Origin of the sequence: Rhizobium acaciae (genome assembly GCF_025941625.1) — a bacterium.
Taxonomy (GTDB): Bacteria; Pseudomonadota; Alphaproteobacteria; order Rhizobiales; family Rhizobiaceae; genus Rhizobium; species Rhizobium acaciae.
The window spans coordinates 12,857-33,948 of sequence record NZ_JAPCZO010000003.1 but is presented as its reverse complement, the minus strand read 5'-3'; the positions used below and the strand labels follow the sequence as shown (position 1 = coordinate 33,948).

Genomic DNA, 21,092 nt, shown 5'->3' with positions numbered 1-21,092 from the left:
ATGAAAGTCTAGGGTCGAATTCTGGCGATGCAATATGCCAATTGAATGACTTGCGGGGTTAGAAATTGCGGCTGCGATCGGAGCCGATGGGCTTGGGCTCACCGGACTTCTCCAACGCCTTGCCATCACGGATGGAAGACGGAAACCCGTCCCGCCTATCCCATCTCCCCACCTGTGGCAGAGATATCAAGCAGAACAGAGGGGATGCCACACGGCACGACCATAAAGCCGGTGACACCACCGCCGAATGAGCGCTTGAAATTCCCCGCCAACAATGCAAGCAGACGCGAGAGACCAGAGAAACGGCAGAGTGGCAATGATCATTTCATTCGACATCGGGGGCACCGCCATCAAGGGTGGCATCGCTCGTTCCAAGACAGACATCCTTCCCCTCGGCCGCCGTCCGACACCCAGGGATGATTTCGCCGCTTTCGTCGAGACCCTGCGCGGCCTCATCGCCGAGACCGGTGAGCAGCCGAGCCGCATCGTCCTTTCCATCGCCGGCGTCGTCGATCCCGATACGCAGCGCCTGATCTGCGCCAACATTCCCTGCATCCACGACCGCACGCTTGGCGCCGACCTCGAAGCCGAGCTCGGCCTGCCGGTGCTGATCGCCAACGACGCCGACTGTTTCGCGATGGCCGAAGCCGGTCTCGGCGCCGGCCGCGGCCACCGCATCGTCTTCGGCGCCATCCTCGGTACCGGCGTCGGCGGCGGCCTGGTTGCCGACGGGCGCCTCGTCAACGAGGCCGGCGGCTTTGCCGGCGAATGGGGTCACGGGCCGATCATCGCATCTGCGGCCGGCAATCCGCCCGTCGCCATTCCCGCCTATGCCTGCGGCTGCGGCCAGAGGGGCTGCGTCGACACGGTCGGCGGCGCCCGCGGCCTGGAGCGCCTGCACAAGACGCTGCACGATCTCGACCTTGCCAGCGAGGAGATCATCGCCCAGTGGCGCCATGGAGAGGAGAAGGCGACACGGACGATCGACGTCTATGTCGATCTCGTCGCCTCGCCCTTGGCGCTGACGATCAACATCACCGGTGCGACCATCGTGCCGGTCGGCGGCGGACTTTCCAATGTCGAGCCGCTGCTTGCCGAGCTCGACCACGCGGTGCGCGCCCGTATCCTGCGCAAGTTCGACCGCCCGCTGGTGGTGCGCAGCGAATGCCGCATCGAACCCGGCCTGATCGGCGCGGCACTGCTGGGACTGAAGGCCGAGGCGGCCTGAAGCAATTCCACGAAAAGTGCGAAGCGATTTTCGTGGAATTGCGATCCCTTAAAGCACCGGCCACATCCGCACGATCGCTGCGAACCGATCCCAGTCCTTGCGTCCAGAAGGCGTCCAGGCAGCCTCGGCGATTGCCGGGAGACGCGGAAAAACCAGTCGGTTGAAATAGGCGCGGGAGAGGAAGTTTTCGGTCCAGATGCAGGCCTGGATGCCGCGCATCTTCTCCTGCAGCGCCTCCGGCAGCTCGCCCTCGGCCTCGTAAGCGTAGGTGTGTTCCGGCGGTGCGTAGCCCGCCCAGCTGGCGCCGGGCTCGGCCCAGGCCTCCGCCTGCGCCATGTCGAGATAATAGGCCTGCCCCGGTGTCATCACCACGTCGTAACCTTGCTGCGCGAGCTCGATGCCGACCTCGGATTTTTCCCAGGCCATCAGCAACGTGCCGTCCCGATCGACCCCGCCGCCGTGCGAGACCTCGTTCCAGCCGACGAGTTTCCTGCCGCGCTCCGACAGCATGGCTTTGATACGTTTCAGGAAATAGGATTGCAGCTCGGCGGTGCCGGCAAGTTCCTCCCGCTCCATCAGCGCCTTGCAGAGCGGCGAGGAAAGCCAGGAGCCATGCGCCACTTCGTCGCCGCCGATATGAAGGTACTCGCCGGGAAACAGCGTCACCATTTCGTCGAACACCTTGCCGAGAAATTTATAGGTGAATTCCACCGCCGGATTGAGGGCGTTGTTCGGATAACCCTGCACCGAGCGGTAACTGTCCGGCGCCTCCTGGCCGTCGACAAGCTCGGGCAATGAGAACAGCGTCGCCATGCTGTGGCCCGGAATATCGATTTCCGGCACCACCTCGATATGCAGCGAGGCGGCATGCGCAACGATCTGCTTCACCTCATCCTGCGTGTAATGGCCGGCGCGCGTTTGCGCCCCGTCGCCGAGCTGCGGCACGAGCACTTCATCCGGGCCGCGCCGGGCGCCGATCTCCGTCAGCGCGGGGTAAGCCTTGATCTCCAGCCGCCACGCTTCGTCATCGGTCAGATGCCAGTGGAAGATGTTGAGCTTGTTCCAGGCGAGAATATCAATCAGCCGCCCGACGTCTGCCACCGGATAGAACTGTCTGGACACATCGAGATGACAGCCACGCCACTCATAACGCGGCTGGTCGGCGATCGTGCCGAAATTGGGGAATTTGAAGCGCTCAGGGTCGGCGCGGGCGCCGTGCAGCAATTGCACCAGGCTGATCAGCCCGTAATGCCGCCCGGCGTCATCCGCACTCGAAAGCACGATCTCATGCGCGGTAAAACGCAATTCGTAGGCGAAGGCAGCGATCGACGATTCGGTGACGAAACGAACGGCCCGCCCGCCTTCGACGGCACTGAGGGAAAACGGCACATTGTCGGCCGGATAGAGCCGCTGATAAAGCGCGAGAACCAGCGAGAGCGCCTTGACCGCATCGGGCCGCGTCCGCGCTGCCGGATAAAGGACGACCGGCAGCTCTCCCGCCTTCAGCCCGAGCGCCAGCGGCCAGGGCAGCAGCGAATAAGGTTCCTCGGCCCGGCCCGGCGGCAGAATGGGCGGCGCCACGCCACCATCCCGGCCTTCGAGCATGAGATCGCCGAAACCAACAGAAACGTGGCGCCCGTCGCCAAGTGTCAGATAGGCCGACTTGACGCCTGATGTCATATGTTTCGGCGCCCTGGTCAGCCCCTCGACCGTGAACCGCCAGCGCCCGCCGGGCGGCACGCTCAGCCCCTCGGACGGCAGGAATTCATGGAAATGCGCGACCTGCCGCTTGAGGCTGCCGCCGTCACAGACATGTTTGTCGGCAACCCGCGTCTCCGACGTATAGGCGAGCGAGAAGCCGGACAGCGGCTCGGTCGAAAGATTGAAAAGCGTGAAGGTGAGGCGCCCGAAACTGCCCTCGATCGGGCTCCAGCTTGCTTCCAGATGGTAATCGGCCATGGTCGGGTTCTGCCTCGTCGCTGAGTGGCCGGGATCGCGGTTGGTCTCCCGGCATGCTTTCGCAGCTTAGCTTTTTCGAGGCGGCAATGGAATCGGCGCGCAGCTCCAAGACGGAGCAGGCAGTAAAGACTGCGCTGTGGGCAGCGACGCGCTTTGATGAGTAAGCTGTGACCCGATCGAGTAGGAGGGAGCCTTGCGGCGTCCCTCCTCCCACACCACCGTGCGTACGGTTCCGTACACGGCGGTTCATGTCGCGCTCGGTTCATGGTCCCCAATGCCCGCCGCCCTACAAGCGCCCAGCCTTGTCTCGCGGGTTCCGCCCGCTACCTCCGGCTTAGGCCCTCTTGCGAGGCATCTGCTCAAGGCGGTCGGAAAAGCGGTCCGGCCTCCGTCGACATGTTCAGCCCTTCACCGGTTGGTCCGGCTACTACGGCGTCTGCTGACTTCTGCCGCCCCATCCCGACGCCTTGCGACGTCGTTAGCACATCTGTTTCCAGAGGCAGGTCGGCAGACCTTCCCAGGGTAAGACGCGTGACCTTCGTGCCATATACCTGTCGCATCTACGCCCGCACCCTCCGGGTGATATCGGGCTTCGGGTACTTTGGCCCCCTCGCCCGGATGCGGACATATGCGCCTCCTGTTCGTCAGGCCGGCACTTTGCCTGCAGCTTCCTTCAGACCTCGCCTCGCGACGACGCCCTTGCTATTCGGCTAGCGGTTCCCATCACCAGGGCCCGCAGAGGACTCTCACCTCCAAGTCATCGGCCGGATACCACCCCCGCCAAACGGTGCTCACACACCACGCGCCATGCCTGGCGCACCAAGGAAAACGGCGCGGCTTTCGCCGCGCCGTCCTCACTCTGCTGCCAACGCCGGCGGATGTCTGTCATCCGCCTCTTCCTGGATGGCGTCGGCATGCTGGCCTGGCTCGTCCTTTGTCTTCGGCTCGCGGCCGAAGAAAAGGGCGTAACCGGCGGGCAGAACCAGAATGGTAAGCACGGTCGCAACCAGGATGCCGCCCATCATCGCGTAGGCGAGCGGACCCCAGAAGACACCGCGCGAGATCGGGATCAGCGCCAGCACGGCGGTCAGCGCCGTCAGCATGATCGGCCGGAAACGCCGCACAGCCGCGCCGACGATCGCCTCCTGCCGGTGCATGCCGGCCTTGATATCCTGGTCGATCTGGTCGACCAGGATGATCGAGTTGCGCATGATGATGCCGAGCAGCGCGATGACGCCGAGGATCGCCACGAAGCCGAAGGGCGCGCCGCTGATCAGCAATGCGGCCGCCGCACCGATGATCCCGAGCGGACCGGTGGCGAGAACCAGCATCGCCTTGCCGAAATGCTGCAGCTGCACCATCAGCAGCACGATGATGACGGCGAGCATGATCGGCGCCTTGGCGGCAATCGACATCTGGCTTTCCGCCGCATCCTCGGCGCCGCCCTGAATCTCGACATGGTAACCGGCAGGCAGGCTGTCGCGCAGGTCCTTCATGTCGGCATACATCTTCATCACCACGTCGTTCGCCTGCACATCGTCCGGCAGCGTGGCGCGCACGGTGATCGTCGGCAGGCGGTCGCGCCGCCATTCGATGCCCTGCTCCATGACGGGCACGACCTTGGCAACCTGCGAGACCGGCACGAAACCGCCGAAATCCGTCGGCACATAGACCGAGTTGACCGCCGACAGCAGCGAGCGGCTGGCATCCGGCTCGCGGGCGACGATCGAGACCGTCTCCTCGCCGTCGCGGAAATCGTCGAGCGCAGCCCCCGACATGGCGGTCTGCAGCATCTGGCGCACGCGCTGCGAAGTGACGCCGAGTGCCCGGGCGCGGTCCTGGTCGATCACCAGCTTCATCCCCGGCACCTCTTCCAGCCAGTCGTCATGGATGGCGCCGAGCATCGGATTGGCCTGGAAGCGTGCCTTTACCTGATCGGCAATCTCCCTGACTTCCTGGCGGTCAGGCCCCATGACGCGCATCTGCACCGGCCAGCCGGTCGGCGGACCGAGGAAGAGGCGGTCGACCTTGCCGCGAATATCGGGGAAGTCTTCCGCAAGGATCGTCCGTAGCTTGACGATCAGCCGCTCGCGTGCCGGCTCGTCATTGGCCATGACAAGCAGCTGGGCGAAGTTCGGATTGCGCAGCTGCTGGTCGAGCGGCAGGAAGAAGCGTGGCGCGCCTTCGCCGATATAGGTGGCGATGAACCGCTTGTCGGGATCATCCATCATCTTGGCTTCGAGCGCCTTTGCCTGCACCTCGACTTCCTTGATGCTGGTGCCCTCGGGCAGCCAGAGATCGACGAGGATTTCCGGCCGCGAAGATTGCGGGAAGAAATTCTGCGGAATGAATTGAAAGGCCCAGAGGCTGGTGACGAAGGTGCCGAGCGTCAGCAGCAGCACGATGACGCGGTGGCGCACCGCCCAGCCGACCGTGCCGCGCAGCCGACGGTAGAAGCCGGTGTCGAAAGCGTCGTGATGCTCGCCGGCGTGATGGCGCTGCTTGAGGATCATATAGCCGAGCCACGGCGTGAAGTAGACAGCGACGAACCACGAGGTGACAAGCGCGATGCCGACGACGTAAAATAGCGACCGCACATATTCGCCGGCCGTCGAGGCGGCGAAGCCGACCGGAATGAAGCCGGCCGTGGTGATCAGCGTGCCCGTCAGCATCGGGAAGGCGGTCGAGGAATAGGCAAAGCTTGCCGCCTCGATCTTGACGAGCCCCTCTTCCAGCTTTCGCTCCATCATCTCGACGACGATCATCGCATCGTCGACAAGCAGGCCGAGCGCGATGATCAGCGCGCCGAGCGAGATGCGCTGCAGGTCGATGCCGAGTTCGTACATCAGCGCAAAAGTAGCGGCGAGCACCAGTGGAATGGCGATGGCGATGACGAGCCCCGATCGCCAGCCGATCGACACGAACGAGACGACCAGCACGATGATGAGAGCTTCGCCGAGCGCATGCATGAATTCGCTGACCGCATCCGTCACCACGTCGGGCTGGTTCGCGATCTGATCGACCGCGACGCCGTAAGGCAGCGCCTCCTCGAAGCGCTGATAGGTCGCCTCCACGCCCTTGCCGACATCGGTCACGTTGAAGCCCTTGGCCATCACCACGCCGACCTGAACGCTGTCGTGGCCGTTGAAACGGTACTTGCGCTGGTAGGGATCTTCGAGGCCGGAACTGACGGTGGCGATATCGCCGAGGCGCGTCACCTGGCCGCCGGCGCGAAGGCGCAGCTCGCGGATATCGGCGGCCTTCTTCACGTCGCCTTCGACCGATATGCGCACCGAGCGCAGGCCGGTATCGACGGAGCCGGCCGGATCGACATTGTTCTGGCCCTTGATGGCGTTCTGCAGATCGAGGATCGTCAGGCCGCGCTCGGCGAGCGCCTTCGACGAGACGTCGATATAGATCTTCTCAGGCTGGTCGCCGATGATGACGGCTTTCTCGACGCCCGGCGTCGTCAGCAGCATGTCGCGCGCCTGGATCGCGAATTTCTTCAGTTCCGGATAGGAATAACCGTCTCCGCTGATCGAATGCAGCGTGATGAAAGTATCGCCGAACTCGTCGTTGAAGTATGGGCCGAGCAGGCCCTGCGGCAGCTCGTTGGAGATGTCGCCGACCTTCTTGCGCACCTGATAGAAGGCATCCGCCACCTCTTGCGAATTCGTGTCGCCCTTGACCTGCAGGGTGATGATCGCACTGCCCGCCCGCGTATAGGACTTGACCCAGTCGATATGCGGCGTTTCCTGCAGCTTGCGCTCGATCTTGTTGACGACCTGATCTTCCATCTCCTGGATGGAAGCGCCCGGCCAGAGCGCCTGAACGACCATGACGCGGAAGGTGAATTCGGGGTCCTCGCGCTGGCCCATGCGCATCAGGCCGAGCACGCCGGTGATGATGATCAGCCCGAAGAGGAAGCGGGCGATGCTCGGATGTCCGATCGCCCAGCGCGACAGATTGAAGGGCCGCTTCTCGGTGGTGGTGGCGTCCATGGTCTTGTTCCCTATCCTATGGCGCGATCAGCGGACGGTCTGGTCCGTGGCGGCCAGGGCCGACTGCTGGTTCGGCACCTTCACCTTCAGGTTCTCGCTCATGAACTGCGTGCCGGCCGAAACGACGAGATCGCCGGTATCGAGACCCTCGGTCACATGCACGCCGTCGCCGGTGAAATCGGCAACCTTGATGTCGCGGCCATGCACGGTCGCCGTGTCGCGGTCGACGGTCCAGACCATCTGCTTGCCGTCCTTTTCAGCCAATGCGCTGAGCGGGATCGAGACATAGCTGTTGCCATTGCTGACGTCGGCCTCGATCGTCGCCGTCATGCCGAGCAACACCTGCGGATCGTTCGGCAGGCTCACCCGAACCGCAAAGGTACGCGACTGCTGGTCGGCGCTGCCGGAAACCTCGCGCACCTTACCGTCGAGCACCAGCCTGTCGTCGGCCCAGAAGCTGGCCTTGACTGTCTTGCCCGGCTTGAATTCGGCAATGTCGTTTTCCGGAACCGCAATCTGCACTTCCTTTTCGCCGTCGACGGCAACGGCGACGACGGGAGTGCCCGACGCAACGACCTGGCCGACATCGGCATTGATCGTCGTGACAATCCCGTTGTGGTCGGCCTTCAGCTCCGCATAACTCACCTGGTTCTTCGCCTGTTCGAGCGCCGAGACGGCGGCATCGCGGCTTGAAACGGCTTGATCGTAACTGAGCGCCGCTTGCTCGAGCTGCGATTTCGGCGAAACATTCTTGTCGAACAACTGCTGATTGCGCTTGTTCACGAGATCGGCGGTTTCGACGCCTTTTTCAGCGGCTGCGAGATTGGCTTCCGCCGTCTTGACCGCCAGCTGGTAATCGGTGGAGTCCATCCGAGCGAGCACGTCGCCCGGCTTCACCTTGTCGCCGATATCGACGAGGCGTTCGGTGATCTTGCCGGCGACGCGAAATCCGAGGTTCATCTCCGTGCGCGCCTTGACCGAGCCCGAATAGTCGAGCTTGCGAGTGTCGCCGGCCTTGGCAATCTCGACGACCTTCACCGGCCGGATGACTTGCTTGACCTCAGCCTTCTCTTCCGAGCAGGCGGAAACGCCAATGCCGATGGCGCCGAAGAGCACGAGACTGGCGACGGACGGCATGCGATGGCTGAGGGTCTTGAGCGAAAACATCTTTCGCACTCCTGGATCGTTTGGGGTTTCGGCGGCGGCTGCCGTCCATTATTTCTTCAGCGCCCTGATCACATAACTGATCAGCTCGTCGACGCTTGCGCGGTTCGTTTTGGCAAGACATTGCGCCACCATCTGCGGGTGGCAGAGATTGATCGTCGCCGCGCCGAAGCAACGCGAGGCAACGACCGGGTCCTGCTCGGCGAATTCCCCGGCTGCAATACCTTCGGCGATGATTTCGGCAATGAGATCATGGACGCGGTCGATATGTTTCTCGATGACATGCCAGTCGCGTTCGATCGCGACGATGATCATCTCGTGCACCTTCATCTCGTCGAGCATCAGATCCAGCGTCAACTGGTGCTGGGTCTCGACATAACGGCGCAGCCGCTCGCTGGCGCTGATCGGCTGATGGCGGATGTCGTAAGCGATTTGATAGGCTGTGGCGAGCATGCGCCCGCAGAGCGCCTGATGAATTTCGACCTTGGAGGCGAAGAAACGATAAATATTGGCCGGCGACATGCCGAGATCGCGGGCAATGTCGGCCACCGTCGTCTTGCTGTAGCCATAGTGCCGAAACAGCCGCTCGGCCGCATCGAGAATGCGCGTGACATTCTCCTGCCGCGTGATGTCGAGTGTATTTTCCGCAATGTCGTTCATGATTTTCGAGACCCGAATTATGACTGACGATTTTCGAATTTCGTCATTCATAAAATATCAGACGTTACTTGTCAATATACTGGGGCGCAGCACAAGGTCTCGCCGGACGAGCGCGGTCCGGCGGAAGCGATAACTCGATGAATGGTGAGAAGGCCTGTCCGACAGCCGATGACGTCGGAATAGGCGGACCCCGACAATGGGGGCAGCAAATGGAAAGTGCCGCGGCGAGAAGCGCGCGGCACTTCGTCAATGGAGTGACGGGTCAGACGACCTTGACGTCGAGTGTGATCGGAACCGACGCAAGCGCCTTCGAAACCGGGCAACCGGCTTTCGCCTTGTTGGCGAGTTCGGTGAAGGTCGCCTCATCGGCACCGGGGATACGGCCGGAGAGCGAGAGATGAATGGCGGTAATGGCAAAACCGCCCTCGACGCTTTCGAGCGTCACCTTGGCAGAGGTTTCCATATGCTCGGCGGTAAAGCCGGCTTCACCGAGGATCAACGACAGCGCCATGGTGAAGCAGCCGGCATGGGCGGCGCCGATCAGTTCTTCCGGGTTGGTGCCGGCAACGCCTTCGAAGCGGCTCGCAAAGCCGTAGGGGTAATCCTTCAGGGCGCCGCTCTGCGTCGAGATCAGGCCTTTTCCGTCCTTGAGGCCACCGGTCCAATGAGCCGAAGCCGTGCGATTGATCTGCATGCCGTCCTCCTGTTTTCGATTGTGCTTTCAGAACATGATACCGAAAAGTGTGCGCGGTTTTCGGAAAACATCATGCTCCAACTGTTTTCAGGAAGCGGCGGGGCCGCTCCGTGCCTGCGGGAGATCAGATAGCCTTCCCGATGGGCAATATAATGCTCTATCCCGAGAAGACGACAGGCTTGTAAAAATAGCGGGATCAAAGCCTTTCAGGCGGAATGCTGCAGCACGCTGAGGCCGCCGTCGATCGTCAGGCAGGTGGCATTGATGAACGGGCACTCGTCGGAGATCATGAACACGGCCGCCATGGCAATCTCCTCCGGCGTCGCGATGCGCCCGCCGGGATGCAGTTTCATCGTCTCGGCCTTTGCCGCCTCCGGATCAGGAAAGCCGTTCCAGTAATCGATCACCTTCTGAGTCGAGACATAGCCCGGCGCCAGCGCGTTCACGCGGATATTGCGGGCGGCATATTCGAGCCCCAAGGATTTCGTCATTCCGAGCAGGGCGTGTTTTGCCAGCGGATAGGGAAATGTGTGCGGGATGATGGTGAAAGCGTGCGTCGAGGCGATGTTGAGGATAACGCCACCGCCCTGTTCGATCAGGCCCGGCAGCACCGCCTTGCAGCAGTTCCATGCGCCCTTCAGATTGATGTCGAAGCAGCGGTTCCATTCCTCGTCCGTCGTCTCGAGCGGTTCGGAAAAGACATTCACCCCGGCATTGTTGACGAGCGCGTTCAGCTGGCCGATTTCTTCATTCGCCTGAGCGACCAATGTCGTGATCGTCCCGGCATCGGTAATATCGGCCGGCAGATAACCAAGCCGGCCGCCGCTGCTCTGGAGCTCTTTCGCCGCCTGCGCCAGCAGCGCCGCATCGCGATCGACGAGGAAGACGGCAGCATCCTCCCGCATGAAAGCCTTCGCCATCGCAAGCCCGATACCCTGCGCAGCACCTGTTATCAGGATGTTCTTGCCTTGCAGACGGCTGCCCATCTTATGACCCCTTCGGTTGAACCGGCAGCGCCGACATCAGGATCGTCACCGTGCCGGCAAGAACCTCCCCCGGCGCAAGCGGCGCGAGTCCACCGAAATCAGGCAGATGGTGGCCGTTCGGCAGGTGGCTCATCGGCTCGAGGCAAAAGAAGTCGCTCCGGTTGACCGGCATATACAGCATGAAGCGATCGAGCGCACCGTCGGCTTCCAGCGCCGCCTGAATTCCAAGTTCCGGCCAGGCGATCGCGGCTCGCCCATTCCAACCCTCGAAGGCATTGTTCATCCATCTCTGCGGCAAAAGCTTTTCGGATCTGAAATCGAAATAGTCCGGGACAGGGCCAGGCATCTCTGGCAGATGGTCCGGCCGCTCGCTCCAATAGCGATCGGCCGTTATCGTCAGTCGCGTCTTTGGCGTGCGCGCGAAGAAGGGATGTTGACCGAGCCCGAAAGGAAGAGCCGCTTCCCCGCGGTTTTCCACGGAGAGCCTCAGCACCAGCGCATCCCCGGCGAGACGAATCTCCTGCCGGGTGAGATAGGCATAGGGTGAAACCCCGTCGGCACTACGGGAAAAGGTGAACTGCGCATGCTCCACACCGGTATCTTCAAGCTGCCAGAGGCTGAGCCAGCCGTCGCCGTGCCGATAGAGCGGATCGGAAGTATTCGGCTGGAAGGCATAGTCGCGTCCGGCAAAGGACATGATATTGCCTTCCACGCGGTTGCCGAACGGCACCATCGCGAAATTCGCCATCATTCCTTCAGGGCCGCCGGCCGCCACGAGAAAAGGGATGCCTCTATACGTCGCGGCGGTGACGGCGGCGCCCCGACGGCTGACCCGGACGGCGATATCGCCGTGCCTCAGTTCGATGTCATCGCCGGCTTGTTCCTGGTTCATCCACGCCGTCCCGCAGCCGAAGACCTCAAATTGTCGAGCAGCACCGCGATCAGCAGGATCAGCCCGCGGACCACATACTGATAGAACGCCTGGATATTCAAGAGGTTCATGACGTTTTCGGCGATGCCCATAATCAGCACGCCGACGATGACACCGCTCATCGCCGCCCGACCGCCGGCCAGCGAAACGCCGCCGAGAACGCAGGCCGAAATCACCGAAAGCTCAAGCCCTGTCGCCGCATTCGGCTGGCCGGAGGTGATGCGCGAGGCAAGCAGGATGCCGGCAATGCCGCAGACGAGACCCTGCAGCGCAAAGATCCAGATGCGCATGTTGACGACGTTGACGCCGGCAAGCCGCGAGGCCTCGGGATTGCCGCCGATAGCCAGCGTGTTCTTGCCGAAGACGGTGCGGTTGAGCACGAAACCGAAGAGGATGAAAAGGATTAGCATGATCCAGATCGGCGTCGGCACGGTGAGAAATCGCGACAGGGCAAGCTGGTAGAAGGCGGGATCATTGATGCCGACGGCGCGGCCATCGGAGGCGATCAGCGCCAGCCCGCGGACGATCTGCATGGTCGCAAGCGTGGTGATCAGCGCGTTGATACGAAAGCGCGCAATGACGATACCGTTGACGAGGCCGACGACGGCGCCGCACAGCAGAGCGGCGAGCAGCCCGACGGGGATGGAGCCCGTGGCATTCGAGACCATCACCGCGATCATGCCGGAGAAGGCGACGATCGATCCGACCGAAAGGTCGAAATCGCGAGACGCCAGGCAGAACATCATCGTGCAGGCGACGATGCCGATCGTGACGACCGACTGCAGCAGCCCCAGCATGTTTCGCTCGGTCAGGAAGTTCGGAACGAAGAGCGAGACGATCACGAAGGCGGCAGCGAAGATCACCACTAGCCCTTGTTCGCCGAGAAGAATTTTTTTCAACGAATTCATCGTCCGTATTCCTGGTTCTAAAAGGTGCCTGCGGCATTCTTGTCGGGAAGCGCCGCCGTCAGGATGCTGCGCTCGTCGAAATCCGGACGGGCGACAGCGGCCGCCACCCTGCCCTGGCACATCACCATGATGCGATCGGAGATGCCCATGACTTCGGGCAACTCGCTTGAAATCACCACGATCGCCATGCCGCCGGCCGCAAGCTCATAGAGAATTTCGTAGATTTCCGATTTCGCCCCGACATCGATGCCGCGCGTCGGCTCGTCGATGACCAGGACTTTGATCCCCTGCTCGGACAACCAGCGGCCGAGAATGACCTTCTGCTGGTTGCCGCCCGAGAGATTGATGATGTCCTGCTTGCGTGACGGTGTTCGCACCCGAAGCTTGGCGATGAACCGATCTGCCAGCGCCGCCTCTTGTCTCGGGCTCAGAATGCCGAAGGGCGAAAAGTGCCGGCGTGACGAGATCGCGATATTTTCTTCGATCGATCGGCCCTGGACGATGCCGTCGAACTTGCGGTCCTCGGGGCAAAGCACCATGCCGGCATTGATCGCCGCTTTCGGATTGTTCGGCGAAACGGCAACGCCGTCGATGGTCACCTGGCCCTGATGCCTGGCATCGGCGCCGTAAAGCAGCCGCGCCATCTCGCTGCGGCCGGCGCCGATCAGGCCGAAGAAACCGAGGATCTCGCCCTGGCGGACGGAAAAGCTGATCGGATGGCGCAGCCTCGGCCCCGACAGGCCCTTGACCTCCAGCCGTACGCCGCCGAGCGGACGTTCGCGCCATCCCCAGACATTGCTGATCTCGCGTCCGACCATTTCCGAGATGATCTGCTCACGCGTGGTTTCGGCGATGTCAGGATGGTGGGCGGCAAGCTTGCCGTCGCGCAGCACCGTCAGGCTGTCGCAAAGACGAAAGATCTCATCGAGACGATGCGAGACGTAGAGAATGACCGTTCCCTTCGCCTTCAGCCTGTCGATGAGTGAAAACAGGATTTCGCTTTCACGCGAGGAAAGCGAGGAGGTCGGCTCGTCGAGCGCAATCACCCGTGCATCGAGCATGACGGCCTTGGCGATCTCGACCATCTGCCGCGCGCCGATCGAAAGCGAGGCGACCTTGGCCGACGGATCGACATCGATGCCGATCTCCTCGAGCTTCGACCGCACCGTCTCGATCAGCACTTTCGAATGGATGACGCCGCCCTTGGCCGGAAAGCGTCCGAGCCAGAGATTTTCAGCGACCGTCAACTCCGGAACGAGTTGCAGTTCCTGATGGATGACGATGACACCGGCATGGAAGGCGTCACGGACGGACGCATATTTCTGCTCCTCGCCGTCGATGAGGATGTTGCCGGCATCGGCGGCCTGATCGCCGGACAGTACCCGGATCAGCGTCGATTTACCGGCGCCGTTTTCACCCATCAAGCCGTGGACGGCGCCCTTCTCGACAGTGAAGGACACATTCGCCAGCGCCTGAACGCCGGGATAACCCTTGGAGATATTGCTGAATTCGAGGAAAGCCATCATCGCTCCGCCGAGAAGAGCCAGCGGCGCGCTGAGCGGCCGCCGGACGATATCATCTTGGAAGGACGATCACTCGATGCCAAGATCCTTGCGGACCTTTTCAAAATCGCCGCGCAGCGCTAGGGAACCCGAGGTCAGCGTCAGCTTTTCCGGCTCCTTGTCGTTGGCGATCCAGTCGTACATGTTGAGCGCCGTTTCATAGCCGTGACGCTTCGGCGAGATGATGACGGTGCCGAAGAAGCCCGTCGCCGCCGGCTTCTTGAATTCGTTGATCGCCGATTCCGCCCCGCCGATGCCGACACCGATGACGTTGGCCGCCGGAATGCCGACCGATTCGGAAGCACGGACGGCGCCGAGGACGGCTTCGTCGTTGAGGCCGAAGGCGACCCAGTATTTCACGTCGGCATGCTTGTTGAGAACGGTGGTCGCCGCGTTGAGCGCTGCCTCCGTATCCGTCTTCGCCTGTGGCGCATCATAGATGTTTTCGGCCGGGAAACCGGCGGACTTCAGCACCGAGATCGCACCTTCGACGCGGTCGACGGCGGTCGGCAGCTGGTCGTAGGAGACCCGCACGGCGCCGACATTCTTCATGTCCCAGCCGCGCTTCTTGATTTCGTCGACGAGCGCCTGGCCGACGGTCTCGCCGATCTTGGTGGCTGAAATGCCCATATGCGGCACGTCTTCCAGCGGCTTGCCGTCGGCGCTGACGAGGCGGTCGTCGACCGTCATCAGCTTCAGTTGGTTGGCTTCGGCCTTGGCGACGATGCCGGGGCCGAGTTTGACGTCGGGCGTGCAGATGATGAAGCCCTGCGCACCCTGGGCGCCGAGATTATCGATCGCCGACTGGACCTTCTCGCCGTCTTCGGCGGCGATCTTGACGACGGTGAAGCCTTTTTCCTTGGCGGCCTGGTCGGCGAATTTCCATTCGTCCTGGAACCAAGGCTCCTCGGGCTGCTTGACGATGAAGCCTATCTTGACGTCCGCGGAAAATGCCGAGCCGGCTGCCAGAATGGCGAAAGTGCCAGCCAGAATGGCTGCTTTGAACAAGCGCATGTCTCTCTCCCTAACTCTCAAAAACCGAGCCGCTGCCTCCCAGGCAACGTTCACTGAATTATGATAAATCATCATACCAGTCAATTGCCAATGTATGATGATTGGAATAATAGGATTATTGACGAGGTGCTGGGAGGAAGCGTCGCAATGCGGATCGAATTCGGATAATCAGGTTCGGTTGCCTAGCACGCGAGACAGAGCGGAGAGGTGAGTTGGAAACAATCGAGCGACAGAGCGGGGCCGAAAGCCGCCGCATCGAGCGCCGCCCGCGCGTACGCCGCAACGTCACGGCGGCGATCGCTCAGGATATCTGTGCAGACCGCTATCCCGCGGGCTCGCCGCTGCCCCGCGAAAACGATCTCTGCGAACTCTACGGCGTCAGCCGCACCGTCATTCGCGAATCGCTGAAAGTGCTGGAATCCAAAGGCCTTGTCCGTGGCAAGCCGCGCATCGGAACCACCGTCTGCGACAAGGATGACTGGAATATCCTGGACGCCGACGTGCTCGAATGGATGGGTCCCTATATCAAGGATTTCGACCTGCTCGGCTGCATTCTCGAAGCCCGCCGCACCATCGAGCCGGCAGCCGCCGAATATGCCGCCGAGCGCGCCAGCGCTCAGGAGATCGCCGATCTCGACAATGCCTGGCGGCAGATGCGCGACAGCGCCCGCGACCCGGAAAGCTTCACCGATGCCGACGTCATGTTCCACACGGTGCTGCTCACCGCCAGCCACAACCAGGTCTTCCGCCGCCTGTCGAGCGCCATTCACGCGGCACTGAAATATGCGCTGCATGCCTCCAATATCGGTGTCGAGAATCGCGAGGATGCGGTGCTCGTTCACGGCCAGTTGGTCGAGGCCCTGCGCATGCGCGACAAGACAGGCGCCCGCGAATGCGCCAACCGCATGCTCGATCTTGCGGTGCGCGATCTTGCCGCCGCCGAAAAAGCGATCGGCAGAACGAAATGAACTATCACGACAAATCTGCGGACGCGCCGCCGATCGCAAACCCGGGAAGAGACTGAAAGAGCAGCGATGAAGATCACCAAACTCACCACCTATATCGTTCCCCCGCGCTGGCTGTTTTTGAAGGTCGAGACCGACGAGGGCATCGTCGGCTGGGGCGAACCGGTCGTCGAAGGCCGTGCGCTCACCGTTCAGGCCGCCGTCCATGAGCTGGAAGACTACTTGATCGGCAAGGATCCTTTCCTGATCGAGGACCACTGGACCGTGATGTATCGCGGCGGCTTCTATCGCGGCGGCGCCGTCCACATGAGTGCGATCTCGGGCATCGACCAGGCGCTGTGGGATATCAAGGGCAAGGCGCTCGGCCAGCCGATCCATTCCCTGCTCGGCGGCCAGCTTCGTGATCGCATCAAAGTCTATTCCTGGATCGGCGGCGACCGTCCCTCGGATGTCGCCAACAATGCCAAGGAAGTGGTTGCCCGCGGCTTCAAGGCGATCAAGCTCAATGGCTGCGAGGAAATGCAGATCGTCGACACCAACGAGAAGGTGGAAAAGGCGGTCGAGACCATCGCTGCCATCCGCGAGGCGATCGGCCCACATATCGGCATCGGCGTCGATTTCCACGGGCGCGTGCACAAACCGATGGCGAAGGTTCTCGCCAAGGAGCTCGATCCCTACAAGCTGATGTTCATCGAAGAGCCGGTGCTTTCCGAAAACAAGGAAGCGCTGCGCGATATCGTCAACCACACCTCGACGCCGATCGCGCTGGGTGAACGCCTCTTTTCGCGCTGGGACTTCAAGCAGGTCCTTTCGGACGGCTATGTCGACATCATCCAGCCGGATCTCTCCCATGCCGGCGGCATCACCGAATGCCGGAAGATCGCGGCCATGGCCGAAGCCTATGACGTGGCGCTGGCGCCGCATTGCCCGCTGGGTCCGATCGCGCTTGCCGCCTGCCTGCAGGTCGATGCCGTCAGCTACAATGCCTTCATCCAGGAACAGAGCCTCGGCATCCATTACAACAAGGGCAACGACATCCTCGACTACATCTCCAACAAGGAGGTGTTCCAGTATGCCGATGGTTTCGTCTCGATCCCGCAGGGCCCAGGGCTCGGCATCGAGGTCGACGAGGCCTATGTCATCGAACGCGCCAAGGAGGGCCATCGTTGGCGCAACCCGATCTGGCGGCATGCCGACGGCAGCTTCGCCGAATGGTGAGAGCGCATAACCCCGAAAATCGGAACCGGTTTTCGGAAAGGATTGTGTGCAATCAAAGTGATAGGGTCGCGCAAGCGGCCCTTTTTCATTCCCGGTGTAGGATATCGCGTGTTCCGTCCGCCATAGTGGAAGCTCAAAGAGGAGATTTCAGGATGGCCAGAGCAATCGCAATCATCGTCGCCCGCATCATCTTCAGCTTCGTCTTCTTCATGGCCGCCGGCTTCAAGTTCGCCGATATCGGCGCAACAGCGGGCTATATCACTGCCGCCGGTTTTCCGATGGCGACATTTCTTACCTGGGTCGCCGCCTTCTTCGAGATCGCGCTGGCGCTCGCTTTCATAACAGGGGCCTTCTTCACCGAGGCCAGCCTGCTCGCAGCCGTCTATGTGATCTTCCTCGCTTTCGCCTTCCACGGTCCGTCCCTTTGGCAACAGAACCAGGCCGAATTCGGCTTCTTCATCGATCACTTTACCTTCCTCGCCGGTCTGCTCTTTGCCGCCATCCACGGGCCGGAGAGATGGGCGTTGAAGCAAACGCTTCTAAGATAACCGCGACGACCGCCTCCTCCGGAACCAACTGCCGCGCCGAACATTTGCCCACCGGCAAAACGGCAAGGAGAGGCCGCCCATGGAGCTGAAGGGAAAGATCGCATTGGTAACAGGCGCCGGTTCCGGCATCGGCAAAGCGGCCGCGCTGCGGCTCGCTGTCGAGGGTGCAAGGGTCGCAGCATTGAGCCGCACCGCCGACGAGGTCGAAAAGACCTGCGCCGAAATCGAGGCCGCCGGCGGCCAGTCGATCGCGTTGACGGCAGATACCAGCGACGAAGCTCAAATGCGGGGCGCCGTCGCGCAACTGACCGACACCTTCGACGGCCTCGACATCGTTGTCGCCAATGCTGGGATCAACGGCGTCTGGGCGCCGATCGACGATCTGAAACCGGAAGAATGGGACAAGACCATCGCCGTCAATCTGCGCGGCACCTATCTGACCCTGCATCTGACGGTTCCGCATCTGAAGCGTCATGGCGGTTCGATCATCGTCGTCTCTTCGATCAATGGCACCCGTACCTTCACCACGCCGGGCGCCACCGCCTACACCGCAACCAAGGCGGGCCAGGTGGCCATGGTCCAGCAGCTCGCCCTCGAACTCGGTCGACACGGCATCCGCGTCAATGCTGTCTGCCCCGGCGAGATCGAGACCAATATCGGCGCCAATACCGACAGCCGCCATCGCGAGAAGACGGAGGTTCCGGTCATCTGGCCGCAGGGAGATATTCCGATTGCCGGCGGCAAGGCAGGCAAGAGCGAAGATGTCGCCGAAGCAATCCTTTTCCTCGCCTCCGACCGCGCACGGCACATTACCGGTACGCCGATCTGGATCGACGGCGGCCAGGGTCTGCTGCGATAGCTTTGCAGTCAGGAGCTCAGCCGTTCAGCCGGGTGCTGTCGAGGGTATACAGTTCCTGCGCGCGCTGCACGCCGCGCAACGCATAGCGTCCGACGCAGGCGAGTGCGGTACGCTGCTGCTCCGGTATCGCCGCCGCGAAATCGGAGGAGATCAACAGGTTGAGATCGACGGAACGACACATCGAGGCGATCCGGCTGACCTCGTTGACGGCAGGTCCGATGACGGTGAAGTCCAACCGGTCCTGGCTGCCGATATTGCCGTAGAAGACATCGCCGATATGCAGGCCGATATAGACGTCGGTCATTGCGCGGCCGTCGGCCGCACGCGCGGCATTCAGCGTGGTGAGCTTTTCCCGCAACAACGATTCGGCGCTCAGCGCCGCACGACATGTCTCCGCCGGCACCTCGCCCTTGAAGATGGCGAGCACACCGTCGCCGATCAGCTTCAGCACGTTGCCGCCGGACTCGTGGACCGCCGTGATCACCGCCTCGCTATAGTCGTTGAGCAGCGGGATGATCTCCTCCGGCGGCACGCTGTCGGAGATCTTGGTGTAGTTCAGCAGGTCGGAAAACCAGAGTGCAGCGGAGATCCGTTCCGATTTGCCGCGGCTGATCTTGCCTTCCATCACCTGGCGCGCGGCGTCCTCGCCGAGATAGACCTCGGCGATGGTGCGGGCGATACGCCCGAGCGCGATGCATTTGATCGCCAAGCCCAACACCGGCACCAGCTTGCGCAGGATGGCGAGGTCGTGATCGGAAAAGCCCTCAGGATGTTTCGTCGCGAAATGCGAGAAGAAGCAATCCATCTCGCCGATCGTGCCGGCCTCGGAAAAACGATGCATCATCGCCACGAAATCCGTGTGACCGGCTTCAGCGATCGTATCGAGCATGGAGAAATCGATCGGATCGCCGAAGCCGAGACGCCGGCGTATCTCCCGTTCGTTGCGAGACCAAAGATGAAAGAAGGCCGAACGCTGCCAGTTCGACGCTGCCTCCCCCGAGATCGTCGGACCATATTCGAATTCGGTCTGGACTTCCTCGACGCTATCCCAGCGAAAGGCGCGGCCCTCATGCACCGGATGCAGCGTATCCATCAGCGCCAGACCACGGTCGAGCGGAAGGCCGGCATCCCTGCAAGCCGAGCAGAAACCGGTCATGAGCTCGGCCTCCGAAACGCCTTTCAGTCCCTGCTCCGTGATCCAGGCTGCAATCGTGCTGACGTCGCTGTAATCCATGCCACTTACCTATACTCGTGTCAAAGCTGTAGCCCGAATTCGGCATCGAAGGAAAGTCAATTGGCTCAATCGGCCGCGGGCATATTGTAGGGCGTGACGATTTCGACTGATGAAAGCGAGGGCGTAGCCGCGCGCGTCAAGGCGGTCGCCCGGCTCATGATCGCCCGGAAGGCCGAACGCGCATCGGTTCTGAGATCATGATGCAGCACGAAGCCGATCCGACGCGCCGCAAGCAGGGCGCGATTATCGGCATCGAGATCATGGGCGACGAAAACGCGGACTGGGCGTTTGGCCATGTCGAAGGCCGCAAGCACCGCCCGGTTGCCGCCGCCGATCGAATAGACGGCGTTGATGGCGGGATTGGCCGCAAGCGCTGCCGCGGCAAGCGTTCCCGTCGCAGCATCGGTGCCGTGGCCCTCGCTGATCTCGGTAATGCCGATGTCGAGATAACGGGCGCGGATGACGCGGCGAAAGCCGATTTCGCGCTCCTCCTCGCCACGGAACCGTCCGCTCGACAGCGTTACCAGCACCTTGCCGCCGCCAGCCCCGAGGAATTCGCCGATCAGATAGGCAGCGGTCTCTCCCGCTGCCCGGTTGTCGGCGCCGGCATAGGCGATGCGTGCCGAATTCGGCAGGTCGGTCACCAGCGTCACGACGGGAATGCCGGCCGCATCCGCCCGCGCGACGGCGGCAGCCACCTCGGCGACGTCAGGCGCCTTGAGCACGATGCCGTGCGTGCCGCGCAGCCGGATGCGATCGAGAAGCTGCACCAGCTCGGCCGGCTTCATGACCTCGGCAAAATGGAACCGGCAGCGGAAGACGCCCGGCAGGAAGGTCGCCATCTCCGCCTCAAAGGCGGCGCGCACCGCATCGCTGAAACGCTGCGGTGTCTCCATGACGATATCGATCGCCAGCATGCGGCCGCTGCCCATCGCCCCGGCCTGCTGCTTCTCCAACTCCGCGATCGCCGCCTTCACCCGCATCTCGGTCTGCCGGCGTACACCCGGTCTGCCGTTCAGCACCCGGTCGACGGTCGCGGTGCTGAGCCCTGCCTGGAAGGCAATATCCTTGACGAGAAAGAGGTGTGCCATGCGACCGGCCTGATGGTTTTTTGATGGATTTCTGATCTATATCACCAGGCATCGCGGCGTATAGTGCCTC

At 62.1% G+C, this 21,092-nt stretch carries 17 protein-coding genes; 5 read left to right on the top strand and 12 right to left on the bottom strand.

The features are described from left to right. The first annotated feature begins 316 nt into the window (after window positions 1–316). Window positions 317–1,228: an ROK family protein gene (locus OLZ32_RS05970; protein ID WP_264398595.1), complete on the top strand. Its 912-nt coding sequence runs from the start codon at window positions 317–319 to the stop codon at window positions 1,226–1,228. A gap of 48 nt (window positions 1,229–1,276) precedes the next feature. Here OLZ32_RS05970 and OLZ32_RS05965 read toward each other — a convergent pair whose 3' ends face one another. The 10 genes from OLZ32_RS05965 to OLZ32_RS05920 form a co-directional block, all read right to left on the bottom strand. Further along, the gene (locus OLZ32_RS05965) at window positions 1,277–3,187 is read right to left on the bottom strand and encodes a beta-N-acetylhexosaminidase (RefSeq protein WP_264420144.1); all 1,911 of its coding nucleotides are present in this window, start codon (window positions 3,185–3,187) and stop codon (window positions 1,277–1,279) included. Window positions 3,188–4,041: 854 nt separating this feature from the next. Next, complete coding sequence (locus OLZ32_RS05960) at window positions 4,042–7,188, bottom strand: efflux RND transporter permease subunit (protein ID WP_003543136.1); 3,147 nt, start codon at window positions 7,186–7,188, stop codon at window positions 4,042–4,044. Window positions 7,189–7,215: 27 nt separating this feature from the next. After that, the gene (locus OLZ32_RS05955) at window positions 7,216–8,355 is read right to left on the bottom strand and encodes an efflux RND transporter periplasmic adaptor subunit (protein ID WP_003543145.1); all 1,140 of its coding nucleotides are present in this window, start codon (window positions 8,353–8,355) and stop codon (window positions 7,216–7,218) included. A 48-nt stretch (window positions 8,356–8,403) separates the two neighbouring features. Next, entirely contained in the window at window positions 8,404–9,012 is a 609-nt protein-coding gene (locus OLZ32_RS05950; RefSeq protein WP_003543146.1) for a TetR family transcriptional regulator, read from the bottom strand. Window positions 9,013–9,274: 262 nt separating this feature from the next. Beyond that, window positions 9,275–9,706 (bottom strand): OsmC family protein, encoded by a 432-nt coding sequence (locus tag OLZ32_RS05945; protein WP_003543147.1) that lies wholly within the window; start codon window positions 9,704–9,706, stop codon window positions 9,275–9,277. 206 nt (window positions 9,707–9,912) lie between these two features. Then, window positions 9,913–10,692 carry an SDR family oxidoreductase gene (locus tag OLZ32_RS05940; RefSeq protein ID WP_003543148.1) on the bottom strand — a complete coding sequence of 260 codons (780 nt, stop codon included), beginning with the start codon at window positions 10,690–10,692 and terminating at the stop codon, window positions 9,913–9,915. Window position 10,693: 1 nt separating this feature from the next. Then, on the bottom strand, window positions 10,694–11,584 hold the full coding sequence (locus OLZ32_RS05935; RefSeq protein ID WP_264420142.1) for an aldose 1-epimerase: 891 nt from the start codon (window positions 11,582–11,584) through the stop codon (window positions 10,694–10,696). Further along, window positions 11,581–12,531, bottom strand: coding sequence for an L-arabinose ABC transporter permease AraH (araH, locus tag OLZ32_RS05930; protein WP_264420140.1), 951 nt, complete (start codon window positions 12,529–12,531; stop codon window positions 11,581–11,583). The genes OLZ32_RS05935 and araH overlap by 4 nt, the downstream gene beginning before the upstream one ends. Window positions 12,532–12,548: 17 nt before the next feature. Next, window positions 12,549–14,054, bottom strand: coding sequence for an L-arabinose ABC transporter ATP-binding protein AraG (gene araG, locus OLZ32_RS05925; RefSeq protein ID WP_264420138.1), 1,506 nt, complete (start codon window positions 14,052–14,054; stop codon window positions 12,549–12,551). Window positions 14,055–14,123: 69 nt separating this feature from the next. After that, window positions 14,124–15,107, bottom strand: a complete 984-nt coding sequence (locus tag OLZ32_RS05920) for an arabinose ABC transporter substrate-binding protein (protein WP_264420136.1) — start codon at window positions 15,105–15,107, stop codon at window positions 14,124–14,126. A 212-nt stretch (window positions 15,108–15,319) separates the two neighbouring features. Between OLZ32_RS05920 and OLZ32_RS05915 the strand changes: the two genes are divergently transcribed. The 4 genes from OLZ32_RS05915 to OLZ32_RS05900 all read left to right on the top strand — a co-directional run bounded on the left by OLZ32_RS05915 (window position 15,320) and on the right by OLZ32_RS05900 (window position 18,697). Continuing rightward, window positions 15,320–16,075, top strand: a complete 756-nt coding sequence (locus OLZ32_RS05915; RefSeq protein WP_017989502.1) for a FadR/GntR family transcriptional regulator — start codon at window positions 15,320–15,322, stop codon at window positions 16,073–16,075. 66 nt (window positions 16,076–16,141) lie between these two features. Continuing rightward, entirely contained in the window at window positions 16,142–17,290 is a 1,149-nt protein-coding gene (gene dgoD, locus OLZ32_RS05910; protein ID WP_011653629.1) for a galactonate dehydratase, read from the top strand. 152 nt (window positions 17,291–17,442) lie between these two features. Continuing rightward, window positions 17,443–17,838 carry a DoxX family protein gene (locus OLZ32_RS05905; protein WP_003543155.1) on the top strand — a complete coding sequence of 132 codons (396 nt, stop codon included), beginning with the start codon at window positions 17,443–17,445 and terminating at the stop codon, window positions 17,836–17,838. Window positions 17,839–17,917: 79 nt separating this feature from the next. After that, window positions 17,918–18,697 carry an SDR family oxidoreductase gene (locus tag OLZ32_RS05900; RefSeq protein WP_003543156.1) on the top strand — a complete coding sequence of 260 codons (780 nt, stop codon included), beginning with the start codon at window positions 17,918–17,920 and terminating at the stop codon, window positions 18,695–18,697. A gap of 16 nt (window positions 18,698–18,713) precedes the next feature. On the opposite strand, the gene OLZ32_RS05895 is transcribed toward OLZ32_RS05900, so the two are convergent. Further along, on the bottom strand, window positions 18,714–19,931 hold the full coding sequence (locus OLZ32_RS05895) for an adenylate/guanylate cyclase domain-containing protein (RefSeq protein ID WP_003543157.1): 1,218 nt from the start codon (window positions 19,929–19,931) through the stop codon (window positions 18,714–18,716). A 65-nt stretch (window positions 19,932–19,996) separates the two neighbouring features. Next, window positions 19,997–21,022: a LacI family DNA-binding transcriptional regulator gene (locus tag OLZ32_RS05890; protein ID WP_264420130.1), complete on the bottom strand. Its 1,026-nt coding sequence runs from the start codon at window positions 21,020–21,022 to the stop codon at window positions 19,997–19,999. Window positions 21,023–21,092: the final 70 nt, after the last annotated feature.

What these genes read in the sequence shown, in the direction of transcription:
- OLZ32_RS05905 (WP_003543155.1), top strand. Translation starts at nt 17,443, where the DNA reads ATGGCCAGAGCAATCGCAATCATCGTCGCCCGCATCATCTTCAGCTTC.
- araG (WP_264420138.1), bottom strand. Translation starts at nt 14,054, where the DNA reads ATGGCTTTCCTCGAATTCAGCAATATCTCCAAGGGTTATCCCGGCGTT.
- OLZ32_RS05965 (WP_264420144.1), bottom strand. Translation starts at nt 3,187, where the DNA reads ATGGCCGATTACCATCTGGAAGCAAGCTGGAGCCCGATCGAGGGCAGT.
- dgoD (WP_011653629.1), top strand. Translation starts at nt 16,142, where the DNA reads ATGAAGATCACCAAACTCACCACCTATATCGTTCCCCCGCGCTGGCTG.
- OLZ32_RS05945 (WP_003543147.1), bottom strand. Translation starts at nt 9,706, where the DNA reads ATGCAGATCAATCGCACGGCTTCGGCTCATTGGACCGGTGGCCTCAAG.
- OLZ32_RS05895 (WP_003543157.1), bottom strand. Translation starts at nt 19,931, where the DNA reads ATGGATTACAGCGACGTCAGCACGATTGCAGCCTGGATCACGGAGCAG.
- OLZ32_RS05950 (WP_003543146.1), bottom strand. Translation starts at nt 9,012, where the DNA reads ATGAACGACATTGCGGAAAATACACTCGACATCACGCGGCAGGAGAAT.
- OLZ32_RS05890 (WP_264420130.1), bottom strand. Translation starts at nt 21,022, where the DNA reads ATGGCACACCTCTTTCTCGTCAAGGATATTGCCTTCCAGGCAGGGCTC.
- OLZ32_RS05955 (WP_003543145.1), bottom strand. Translation starts at nt 8,355, where the DNA reads ATGTTTTCGCTCAAGACCCTCAGCCATCGCATGCCGTCCGTCGCCAGT.
- OLZ32_RS05960 (WP_003543136.1), bottom strand. Translation starts at nt 7,188, where the DNA reads ATGGACGCCACCACCACCGAGAAGCGGCCCTTCAATCTGTCGCGCTGG.
- araH (WP_264420140.1), bottom strand. Translation starts at nt 12,531, where the DNA reads ATGAATTCGTTGAAAAAAATTCTTCTCGGCGAACAAGGGCTAGTGGTG.
- OLZ32_RS05900 (WP_003543156.1), top strand. Translation starts at nt 17,918, where the DNA reads ATGGAGCTGAAGGGAAAGATCGCATTGGTAACAGGCGCCGGTTCCGGC.
- OLZ32_RS05940 (WP_003543148.1), bottom strand. Translation starts at nt 10,692, where the DNA reads ATGGGCAGCCGTCTGCAAGGCAAGAACATCCTGATAACAGGTGCTGCG.
- OLZ32_RS05935 (WP_264420142.1), bottom strand. Translation starts at nt 11,584, where the DNA reads ATGAACCAGGAACAAGCCGGCGATGACATCGAACTGAGGCACGGCGAT.
- OLZ32_RS05920 (WP_264420136.1), bottom strand. Translation starts at nt 15,107, where the DNA reads ATGCGCTTGTTCAAAGCAGCCATTCTGGCTGGCACTTTCGCCATTCTG.
- OLZ32_RS05970 (WP_264398595.1), top strand. Translation starts at nt 317, where the DNA reads ATGATCATTTCATTCGACATCGGGGGCACCGCCATCAAGGGTGGCATC.